The organism is Cellulomonas sp. CW35 (assembly GCF_052378485.1).
Taxonomy (GTDB): domain Bacteria; phylum Actinomycetota; class Actinomycetes; order Actinomycetales; family Cellulomonadaceae; genus Cellulomonas; species Cellulomonas uda.
Genome location: NZ_CP199000.1, coordinates 1607734 through 1618553 on the forward strand (window position 1 = coordinate 1607734; position 10820 = coordinate 1618553).

Genomic DNA, 10820 nt, shown 5'->3' on the forward strand with positions numbered 1-10820 from the left:
TGCGCTCGCCCCGGGTCACAGCGAGTCGGCGAGGGCGGCGACGTCGCCGACGACGATGACCGCGGGGTTGGCCACCGCGCGCTCGCGCGCGAGGTCCGCGATGGTCGCGAGGGTGCCGACCGTCGTGCGCTGGCTCGGCAGGGTGCCGTTCTCGACGACGGCGACCGGTGTCCCGGGGTCGGTGCCGTGCGCGACGAGCGCGTCGGCGTACGCGCCGATGCGCGCGACCCCCATGAGCAGCACGAGCGTGCCGCCGAGCTGCGCGAGGGCGGACCAGTCGGGGTCGGTGTCGTGCGCGGACAGGATCGTGACCTGACGGGACAGGCCGCGGTGGGTCACCGGGATGCCCGCGGCACCCGGCACCGCGACGGCGCTCGTCACGCCCGGCACGACCGTGACGGGCACGCCGGCCGCCACGCACGCGGCAACCTCCTCGCCGCCACGCCCGAGCACGTACGGGTCGCCGCCCTTGAGACGCACGACGCGCAGCCCGGCGCGCGCGCGGTCCACGAGCACCGCGTTGATCTGGGTCTGCGTGAGCGTGTGCGCGTGCGGGGCCTTGCCCGCCTCGACGACCTCGACCTCGTCGGGCAGCTCCGCGAGCAGCTCGCGCGGCCCGAGGCGGTCGACCACCACGACGTCGGCCTCGGCGAGCGCGCGCCGACCCTTGGTCGTGATGAGCCCCGGGTCACCCGGCCCACCGCCGACGAGCGTGACGGAGCCCGTCGCGGGCGCCCGGTGGTGCCGCAGCGGGAGGCCGCCGGTGTCCAGGAGCAGCGCGATCGCGGACCGCAGCGCGGCGGCGCGACGCGGGTCGCCGCCCGCGTTGACGGCGACGGTGACGTCCCCGGAGCGTGCCACCGCGGGCGTCCATGCGGAGGACGCGGCGTGGTCGTCGGCGCGGACGCACCACACGCGCGCGTTCTCGGCGTCGGCCGCGACCTGGTCGTCGATCGCCCGCACACCCGTGGCGGTGTGCACGAGCCACGCGTCCGCGAGGTCGCCGGTGGCGTAGTCGCGCCGCTCCCAGCGCACGCCGCCGCGCGCGGCGAGCGCCGCCAGGTCCTCGCAGAGCGCGGGCGCGACGACGAGGACGTCGGCCCCGTCCTCGACGAGGCGTGCGCAGCGGCGGGCCGCGACCGGACCTCCGCCGACGACGAGCACGCGCCGTCCGGCCAGGTCCAGCAGGAGCGGGTGCATCAGATGCCTGCCCCCGCGAGCCAGTCCGCGTCGGCCGTCTCGTCCGCGACGACCTCGGGGGCGAGACGGTCGAGCAGCGTCGGGCCGACCATGCCGGCGGCGAGCGTCGAGCCGTCCGCTGGGTCGACGAGGAGGAACGCGCCGGTCCCGCGGTGCTCGGCGTAGTCGTCGAGCAGCACGGGCTCGGCGAGCCGCACGCGCACGCGACCGATCGCGTTGAGCCCGAGCCCCGTGGGGGTCGCGTCCGACGACGTGTCGGTGGCGTCCACCTGGTGCAGCGTGTCGACGCCGCTGAGCAGCTCGACCGTCTGGGTGTCGACGTCGAGGCGAGCGTCGACCTCGCGCAGGAGCGCGCGCACGGTGCGCGTGCCGACGCGGACGAGCAGACGCGCGCCCAGCACCGAGCGGCGCTCCGACAGCCAGCACACGGTGCCCACGAGGTCCTGCCCGAGGGTCACGGACGCACCGGTGGGGACGAGCACGTCGCCGCGGGAGATGTCGAGCTCGTCGGCGAGCCGCACGGTCACGGACCGGCCCGCGGTCGCCTCGTCGAGCGGGCCGTCGAACGTGTCGATGCCCGTGACGAGGCTCGTCTTGCCGGACGGGAGCACCGTCAGCGCGTCGCCCACGCGCACGGTGCCCGACGCGATGCGCCCGGCGTACCCGCGGTAGTCGGGGTGCTCCGCGGTGCGCGGCCGGATGACCACCTGCACGGGCAGGCGCAGCTCGTCCTCGGCACGCGCGTCGGTGACGGGCACCGTCTCGAGGTGCTCGAGCAGCGTCGGGCCGTCGTACCAGGGTGTGCGCGCCGAGCGATCGACGACGTTGTCGCCCGTGAGCGCGGAGACCGGCACGGCCAGCACGTCGCTCAGCCCGAGCCCCGTCGCGTACGCGGCGAAGTCGTCGGCGATCGCGCGGAACGTGTCGCCGTCGAAGTCGACCAGGTCCATCTTGTTGACGGCGAGCAGCACGTGCGGGACGCCGAGCAGCGCGGCGACCGTGGCGTGCCGCCGCGTCTGCTCGAGCACGCCCTTGCGGGCGTCCACCAGCACGATCGCGAGCTGGGCGGTCGAGGCGCCCGTGACCATGTTGCGCGTGTACTGCACGTGGCCCGGGGTGTCCGCGAGGACGAACGCGCGTCGGGCCGTCGAGAAGTAGCGGTACGCGACGTCGATCGTGATGCCCTGCTCGCGCTCGGCGCGCAGGCCGTCGGTGAGCAGGGCGAGGTCGACCTCGCCCGCGGCGGCGCCGCGCGCCGCGGTCGCGCGCTCGACGGCCGAGAGCTGGTCGGCGAGCACCGACTTCGTGTCGTACAGCAGGCGCCCGATCAGCGTGGACTTGCCGTCGTCGACGGAGCCGGCGGTGGCGAGCCGCAGGAGCTCGCGCGAGGCGTGCTCGGCGGCGCCCTCGGACAGCGCGGTGGGTGCGGTGCCGGGGGCGGGGGTGGGGGACGTCGTCACGGGTCTCGTCTCGTCGTTCGTCTGGGTGGGGCCGGGGGCGGTGGGCATCAGAAGTACCCCTCCCGCTTGCGGTCCTCCATGGCGGCCTCGGACGCGCGGTCGTCGGCGCGGGTGGCGCCACGCTCGGTGAGGCGGCTCGCGGCGACCTCGGCGATGACGTCTGCGACGGTCGTCGCGGACGAGTCGACCGCTCCGGTGCAGCTCATGTCACCCACGGTGCGGTACCGCACGGTGCGCGTCTCGAGCCGCTCGTCGGCGCGAGGCCCACCCCACTCGCCGGGTGCGAGCCACATGCCGTCACGCGCGAACACCTCGCGCTCGTGCGCGTAGTAGATCCCGGGCAGCTCGATGCCCTCGCGCTCGATGTAGCGCCACACGTCCAGCTCGGTCCAGTTGGACAGCGGGAACACGCGCACGTGCTCGCCGGGCTTGTGGCGGCCGTTGTACAGGTCCCACAGCTCGGGGCGCTGGCGGCGCGGGTCCCACTGGCCGAACTCGTCGCGCAGGGAGAACACGCGCTCCTTGGCACGCGCCTTCTCCTCGTCGCGACGACCGCCGCCGAACACCGCGTCGAACCGGTTGCTCGTGATCGCGTCGAGCAGTGGGACGGTCTGCAGCGCGTTGCGCGACCCGTCGGGGCGCTCGCTGACGCGGCCGTCGTCGATCGCGTCCTGCACATGCGCGACGACGAGCCGCAGCCCGTGCCGCGTGACCGTCGCGTCGCGGTACTCGAGCACCTCGGGGAAGTTGTGCCCGGTGTCGACGTGCAGCAGCGCGAACGGGACCGCGGCGGGCCAGAACGCCTTGCGCGCGAGGTGCAGCATGACGATCGAGTCCTTGCCGCCCGAGAACAGCAGCACGGGTCGCTCGAACTCGCCGGCGACCTCGCGCATCACGTGGATCGCCTCGGACTCGAGCGCGTCGAGCTGGGTCAGGCGGGTGGGGGACAGCGGGGAGGCCACCGGCGTGGGGGACGTGGCGCCGAGGGTCGTCGTCATGTGTGCAGACCGCATTCCGTCTTGGAGGTACCGGACCAGCGCCCCGCCCGCGGGTCCTCGCCCGGGGCGACGGCGCGCGTGCAGGGGGCGCACCCGATCGAGGTGTAGCCCGCCTGCCTCAGGGGGTTGAGCACGACGCCGTGGGTCTCGACGTACTCGTCCACCTGCGCCTGCGTCCAGGCGGCGAGAGGGTTGAGCTTCACCTTGCCACGCTTGGCGTCCCAGCCGACGACCGTGATGTCGGTGCGGGTCGGGGCGTCCTCGCGGCGCATGCCGGTGACCCACGCCCGGTAGGGCGCGAGGCCGCGCTCGAGCGGCTCGACCTTGCGCAGCGCGCAGCACAGGTTCGGGTCGCGGTCGTGCAGGCGCGGGCCGTGCTCGGCGTCCTGCTCCGCGACCGTGCGCAGCGGCAGGACCGTGCGCAGCCGGATGTCGGTGAAGTCGGCGTAGTAGTCGCGCGTGCCGATCGTCTCGGCGAAGTGGTAGCCGGTGTCGAGGAAGATGACCTCGATCCCGGGCACCGCCCGCGCGGCCATGTGCACGAGGACCTCGTCGCCCATGGACGACGCGACGACGAGGTCGCGGCCGAACGTGCGCGCGGCCCACGCGAGGATCTCCTCGGGGTGGGCGCCCTCGAGCTCGACGCCCGCGCGGGTCGCGAGCTCGCGCAGCTCGTCGGGGGACAGGTCGGCCGCGGCCGGCGTCGTCGTGCTCATCGGGCACCTCCCGCGATCGCCGGGCGCGGCGTGCGCTCAGCCGGGTCGGCGACGGACACGAACCGCACCGCGAAGGTGCGCGCGCACGAGCGGCACTCCCACTGCCCGTGGGTCTCGCCCGCGGGCCACAGGTCCTCGCTCGCGCAGAACGGGCAGTAGTACGGGACCGCGCGTCCCTCGCCGGAGCCGCTCATCGCAGGTCCTCCTCTGCCGCTCGGTGCACCCACTGCGCGAACTGCTCACCCTCGAGGCGCTGCTCGTCGAACCGGCGCGTGACGCGCTCGATGTAGTCGGGCAGCTCGGACGACGGCACGCGCAGCCCGCGCAGCGTCTTGCCGAGCCCGCTGGTGAGGCCGAGCCCGCCGCCGAGGTGGACCTGGTAGCCCTCCTCGCCCTGCGCGAGCGCGCCCTTGAGACCGATGTCGGCGGTCTGGATCCGCGCGCAGGAGTTCGGGCAGCCGTTGACGTTGATCGTGAGGGGCTGGTCGAACGTGGGCAGGCGGCGCTCGAGCTCGCCGACGAGGGCCGTGGCCCTGGCCTTCGTCTCGACGATCGCGAGCTTGCAGAACTCGATGCCGGTGCACGCGAGCGTGCCACGCCGGAACGTCGAGGCGCTGCGCACCTGCAGGCCGAGCGCCTCGAGGCCGTCGACCACCGCGTCGACCTTGTCGCCCGGCACGTCGATCACGACGAGCTTCTGCTCGGTGGTGAGCTGCACGCGGTCCGAGCCCGCGAGCTCGACGAGGTCCGCGACCGCGTCGAGCACCTCGCCCGAGATCCGGCCGACCGCGGGTGCGGCGCCGATGTAGAACCGGCCGTCCTTCTGCGGGTGCACGCCCACGTGGTCGCGTCGGCCCGTCGGCGGGGGCGGCGGCTCGGGACCGTCGGGCAGCGCGTACCCGAGGTACTCCTCCTGGAGCACCTGGCGGAACAGCTCCGGCCCCCAGTCGGCGAGCAGGAACTTCAGGCGCGCGCGCGTGCGCAGCCGGCGGTACCCGTAGTCGCGGAAGATCGACGTCACCCCGACCCACACCTCGGGGATCTGCTCGAGCGTCACGAACGCGCCGAGCCGCTTGCCGAGCATCGGGTTGGTGGACAGCGCGCCGCCGACCCACAGGTCGAAGCCGGGGCCGAGCTCGGGGTGGACCACGCCGACGAACGCGACGTCGTTGATCTCGTGCGCGACGTCCTGGTGCGGCGAGCCGCTGACCGCGGTCTTCCACTTGCGCGGCAGGTTCGAGAACGCCGGGTCGCCGATGTAGCGGCGGTGGATCTCCTCGATCGCGGGCGTGCCGTCGATGATCTCGTCGGCCGCGACGCCCGCGACGGGCGAGCCGATGATGACGCGCGGGACGTCGCCGCACGCCTCCTGCGTCGTGAGGCCGACCGACTCGAGGCGGCGCCAGATCTCGGGCACGTCCTCGATGCGGACCCAGTGCAGCTGGATGTTCTGGCGGTCGGTGATGTCCGCGGTGCCGCGGCCGAACTCGCGCGAGACGCCCGCGACGGTGCGCAGCTGGGCGAGCGACAGCCGGCCGCCGTCGCAGCGCACGCGGAGCATGAAGTACTCGTCCTCGAGCTGCTCGGGCTCGAGCGTGGCCGTCTTGCCGCCGTCGATGCCGGGGCGGCGCTGCGTGTACAGGCCCCACCAGCGCATGCGGCCGCGCAGGTCGTCACCGGGGATCGAGTCGAAGCCCTCGTGGGCGTAGATCGTCTCGATGCGGTGCCGCACGGACAGGCCGTCGTCGACCTGCTTCATCTCCTCGTTGCCGTTGAGCGGTGTCCGCTCGGGGTCGAAGGCCCACTGGCCCTCGGGCTTGGCGGCGGGTGGTGCGATCCGGGTCTGCGCCATGAGGCGCTACCTCCAGGACGTTCACGGGCTCGGCTGCGCTCAGGACCCGGCCTGGAGCCGGGTTCATCCCTCTGGGCACAGACCGCGCGCCCAGGGTGGGGGACGGGGGCGGGGTCAGTTGCTCCGCAGACAGCAGCACATGCACATGGACGTGCGGGCACACGCAGCGGAGGCGGCGCAAGGCCGACAGCACCGCACGAACCCGGACTCGATCACGCGTCGAGGTTCACACGCTGTCGCCCGATCGGGGAGTCCCAGACCGGATGATGAGACGCACATGACACGATGCGGACGCCCGATGGGTCACGAGGTGGACGTACCCTGGACGACCGTGACGGACCTCCAGCCGGACCCGACGCACGGCCGTGCCGCGGCCGTGCGGTCGCTCGCCGCGACCGTGCCGGCGGTCGCGCCCGACCGGCTCGTCGCCGAGCTCGTCCCGCCCCCGCACTTCGCCGGCGCGTCGTTCGAGTCCTACGTGCCGGACCCCGCGCACCCGAGCCAGGCCGCGGCGGTCGAGCGCCTGCGCCGCGCGACCGAGCAGGTCGTCGGGTCGACCGGCTCGTCGTGGTGGCGCCGCCGGCGCACGCAGCCCGAGGCGGTCTACCTCGACGGCGGGTTCGGAGTCGGCAAGACGCACCTGCTCGCGGCGCTCGCGCACGCCGTGACCGCCGCGGGCGGGCGGGCCGCGTTCGGCACGTTCGTCGAGTACACCAACCTCGTCGGAGCGCTCGGCTTCCGGCAGACCGTCGCAGCGCTGTCCGCCTACCGCCTGGTGTGCATCGACGAGTTCGAGCTCGACGACCCCGGCGACACCGTCCTCATGTCGCGCCTGCTGCGCGAGCTCGCGGACCACGGCGTCGCGCTCGCGGCGACGTCGAACACGCTGCCCGAGTCCCTCGGGGAGGGCCGGTTCGCCGCCGAGGACTTCCTGCGCGAGATCCAGGCGCTCGCCGCGCGGTTCGACGTGCTGCGCATCGACGGCGAGGACTACCGCCACCGGTCGGTCGAGCACGGCGACGCGCTGGCCGACGACGCGGTGCGCGAGGCCGTGACGGGTCGTCCTGGCGCGACGCTCGACGACTTCTCGGCGCTGCTCGCGCACCTCGCGACCGTGCACCCCTCCAAGTACGGCGCGCTCCTGGACGGCACGGAGGTCGTCGGGTTGACGGGCGTGGGGCCGGTGACGCGCCAGGAGGTGGCGCTGCGGCTGGTCGTGCTGGTGGACCGGCTGTACGACCGCGACGTGCCCGTGCTGCTCGGCGGCGGCGGGACGCAGGGCCTGTTCAGCGACGAGATGCTGCGCGGCGGGTACCGCAAGAAGTACTACCGCGCGCTGTCCCGGCTCGGCGCGTTGGCCGCCGCCGGCGCTCGCGCCACCGCCTGACCGACGCCGAATCGTTTTGCCGCGCGTTGCCGCGTCCGCGCCCCTTGTTCGTCGGGAAAGCGCAATCCTACGGTGGTGGCCCGACTATCGAAGGTGAGGCATGTGATGAGACGACCAGTCGCAGCGCGACTCGTCGGGCTCGGGGCCACCGTGGCCCTGACCGCGACGCTCGGGCTCGCAGCAGTGTCGACCGGCGCCCAGGCGGCGACCGGACAGGCGACAGGCTTCGCGAGCCTGAACGGAGGGACCACGGGTGGCGCGGGCGGACAGACCGTCACCGCCAGCACGGGCACCGCCATCCACGCGGCACTGTGCAGCCGCGCGAGCTCCAGCACGCCGATCACCATCCAGGTGTCGGGCACGATCACGGTGGGCAACACGGCCAAGGTCTCCGGCTCGAGCTGCAACACCGCTTCCGGCGTGATCGAGCTCAAGGGCATCAGCAACGTCACGATCGTCGGCGTCGGCGGCGCGACGTTCGACCAGATCGGCATCCACATCCGCGACTCCAGCAACATCGTGATCCGCGACGTGACCGTCAAGAACGTCAAGAAGTCCGGGTCGCCCACCTCCAACGGCGGGGACGCGATCGGGATGGAGTCGACCGTCCGCAACGTGTGGGTCGACCACGTGACGCTCGAGGCGTCCGGCGGTGAGGACGAGGGCTACGACGGCCTGTTCGACATGAAGGACGACGTCAAGTACGTGACGCTGTCGTACAGCATCCTGCGCAACTCGGGTCGCGGCGGGCTCATCGGGTCGAGCGAGAGCGACCGGGCGAACTCGTTCATCACGTTCCACCACAACCTGTACTCGAACATCGAGTCCCGCACGCCGCTGCTGCGCGGCGGCGTGGCGCACATGTACGACAACCACTACGTCGGGCTCGGCAAGTCCGGGATCAACTCCCGTGCGGGCGCGCAGGCGAAGGTCGAGAACAACTACTTCGAGGACTCCAACGACCCGCTCGGCACGTTCTACACCGACGAGGCCGGCACGTGGCAGGTCGCGGGGAACATCTTCGACAACGTGACGTGGTCGTCGCGCGGCACGGACAACAACCCCGCGGGACCCGACGTGCGCTCGACGACGAGCGTGTCCATCCCGTACGCGTACACGCTCGACGCCGCGACGTGCGTGCCCGCCCTCGTCGCCGCGACCGCGGGCGCGAACAAGGGGCTGAAGGTCTCCGACGGAAGCTGCTCGCCGCAGACCCCGGACCCGACGACCGACCCCACCGGCGGCCCGACGTCGGAGCCGACCGGTGACCCGACCTCGAACCCGACGTCGAACCCGACCCCCGGTGGTCAGAACCTCAGCATCGGCGCCGGCGCTGACGGCTCGAGCAAGGCCAGCGGCACGAGCTACGGCAACGTCGTCGACGGCAACCGGTCGACGTACTGGTCGCCGGGCGGCTCGACCGGCACGGTCTCGGTCAAGTGGTCGTCGGCGACGACGATCTCGTCGGTCGTCGTCGTGGAGGCGTCGGGCGCGACCGGGCGGCTGGGGTCGTGGAACCTCGTGAACGCGGACACCGGCGGCGTGCTGACGTCCGGCAGCGGCGCGGGTGTGGTCACGTTCCCGACGACGAGCCTGAAGAAGGTCAGCCTGCAGGTCACCGGCTCGAACGGCGTGCCGCAGATCGCCGAGCTCGAGACGTACGCGGGCACCGTCACGACGCCCGACCCGGAGCCCACCAGCGACCCGACGTCCGACCCGGAGCCCCCGGGTGGGCCGCAGCCGAGCGCCGGCACGCTCTACGTGTCGCCGAACGGCAGCGCGGGCGCCGCGGGGACCGAGTCCGCCCCGACGACCCTCGCCTCGGCCGTGAGCAGGGTCGCCCCCGGCGGCGAGATCTTCCTGCGGGGCGGCACCTACCGCCTGTCGGAGACCGTGCTCATCACGGCGGACGGGAAGTCGGGTGACCGCACGCTCCTGTCGGCGTACCCGGGGGAGACGCCCGTGCTGGACTTCTCCGCGCAGAGTGAGCTGTCCACCAACCGCGGCCTGTCGCTCAACGCCGACTACTGGCACCTGTACGGGATCGTCGTGCAGCGCGCGGGCGACAACGGCATCTCGATCGGCGGCAGCAACAACGTCGTCGAGCGGGTCGTCACGCGGCACAACCGCGACACGGGCCTGCAGATCTCCCGGGCGGCGTCCGACACGCCGCGTTCCGACTGGCCGGCGAACAACCTCGTCGTGAGCAGCGAGTCGCACGACAACGTGGACTCCGACGGCGAGGACGCCGACGGCTTCGCGGCCAAGCTCACGGTCGGGTCGGGCAACGTGTTCCGGGACACCGTGTCGCACCACAACATCGACGACGGCTGGGACCTGTACACGAAGTCCGACACCGGTGCGATCGGCCCGGTGACGATCGAGCGCTCGCTCGCGTACGAGAACGGCACGCTGTCCGACGGCAGCCAGGCCGGTGCGGGCGACCGCAACGGCTTCAAGCTCGGCGGTGAGGACATCAAGGTCGACCACGTGGTGCGCAACAGCTACGCGGTCCACAACGGCAAGCACGGGTTCACGTTCAACAGCAACCCGGGCTCCCTGACGATCACGAGCAACGTGGCCGTGGGGAACGCGCAGCGCAACTTCAACTTCGACGGCGGCTCGTCGGTGTTCAGCGGCAACGTCTCGTGCGACTCCGGCTCGAAGGACCGGGTCGTCGGGACGGACCGCGGCGACAACGCGTTCTGGTCCGGCTCGAACGCCTCCGCGTGCTCCGCGTACGACGGCGCCCTGGCGTGGTCGTTCGGCGCGGACGGCGCTCTGCGGGTGACGTTCGGCGGCACGAGCCCGGACCCGGGCCCGACGACGTCGCCCGACCCGGGCCCGACCTCGTCGTCGCCGGCGCCGCCCTCGGACGGCTCCTGCACGGCGGCGGTGACGCAGGTCAACGCGTGGGCCGGGGGCTACCAGGCGACCGTGACGGTCACGGCCCGCGACGGCGCCATCGCATCGTGGCGGACCACGCACACGCTGTCCGACCCGACCGCGGTGCAGGGCTGGAACGGCACGTTCACGCAGTCCGGGACGGCGTTGACCGTCTCGAGCACGCCGTGGAACGGGGCGCTGCCGCCGGGCGGCACCGCCTCCTACGGCTGGGTCGGCTCGGGCGCCGCACCGTCCGTGCCGACGACGGTCGGCTGCACGACCGGCTGACCGTGCGAGCACGGCGGGGGTCCGGGGCGACGT

At 73.2% G+C, this 10820-nt stretch carries 8 protein-coding genes; 2 read left to right on the plus strand and 6 right to left on the minus strand.

The features are described from left to right. Nucleotides 1-15: 15 nt before the first annotated feature. Genes cobA through ACT17Q_RS07445 form a run of 6 tightly spaced genes read right to left on the minus strand, consistent with a single transcriptional unit; the run spans nucleotide 16 to nucleotide 6226 of the window. Nucleotides 16-1200 (minus strand): uroporphyrinogen-III C-methyltransferase, encoded by a 1185-nt coding sequence (cobA, locus tag ACT17Q_RS07420; protein ID WP_444665240.1) that lies wholly within the window; start codon nucleotides 1198-1200, stop codon nucleotides 16-18. Continuing rightward, nucleotides 1200-2708 (minus strand): sulfate adenylyltransferase subunit 1, encoded by a 1509-nt coding sequence (locus ACT17Q_RS07425; RefSeq protein ID WP_444665241.1) that lies wholly within the window; start codon nucleotides 2706-2708, stop codon nucleotides 1200-1202. Before ACT17Q_RS07425 ends, cobA begins: the two co-directional genes overlap by 1 nt. Beyond that, the gene (gene cysD, locus ACT17Q_RS07430) at nucleotides 2708-3658 is read right to left on the minus strand and encodes a sulfate adenylyltransferase subunit CysD (protein WP_444665242.1); all 951 of its coding nucleotides are present in this window, start codon (nucleotides 3656-3658) and stop codon (nucleotides 2708-2710) included. Before cysD ends, ACT17Q_RS07425 begins: the two co-directional genes overlap by 1 nt. Beyond that, nucleotides 3655-4374: a phosphoadenylyl-sulfate reductase gene (locus ACT17Q_RS07435; protein WP_444665243.1), complete on the minus strand. Its 720-nt coding sequence runs from the start codon at nucleotides 4372-4374 to the stop codon at nucleotides 3655-3657. The genes cysD and ACT17Q_RS07435 overlap by 4 nt, the downstream gene beginning before the upstream one ends. Further along, entirely contained in the window at nucleotides 4371-4568 is a 198-nt protein-coding gene (locus ACT17Q_RS07440; protein ID WP_444665244.1) for a hypothetical protein, read from the minus strand. The genes ACT17Q_RS07435 and ACT17Q_RS07440 overlap by 4 nt, the downstream gene beginning before the upstream one ends. Next, on the minus strand, nucleotides 4565-6226 hold the full coding sequence (locus tag ACT17Q_RS07445) for a nitrite/sulfite reductase (protein ID WP_444665245.1): 1662 nt from the start codon (nucleotides 6224-6226) through the stop codon (nucleotides 4565-4567). The genes ACT17Q_RS07440 and ACT17Q_RS07445 overlap by 4 nt, the downstream gene beginning before the upstream one ends. A gap of 331 nt (nucleotides 6227-6557) precedes the next feature. Here ACT17Q_RS07445 and zapE point away from each other — a divergent pair, with 331 nt between their 5' ends. After that, nucleotides 6558-7613, plus strand: a complete 1056-nt coding sequence (gene zapE, locus ACT17Q_RS07450; protein ID WP_444665246.1) for a cell division protein ZapE — start codon at nucleotides 6558-6560, stop codon at nucleotides 7611-7613. A 105-nt stretch (nucleotides 7614-7718) separates the two neighbouring features. After that, complete coding sequence (locus ACT17Q_RS07455; RefSeq protein WP_444665247.1) at nucleotides 7719-10787, plus strand: pectate lyase family protein; 3069 nt, start codon at nucleotides 7719-7721, stop codon at nucleotides 10785-10787. Nucleotides 10788-10820: the final 33 nt, after the last annotated feature.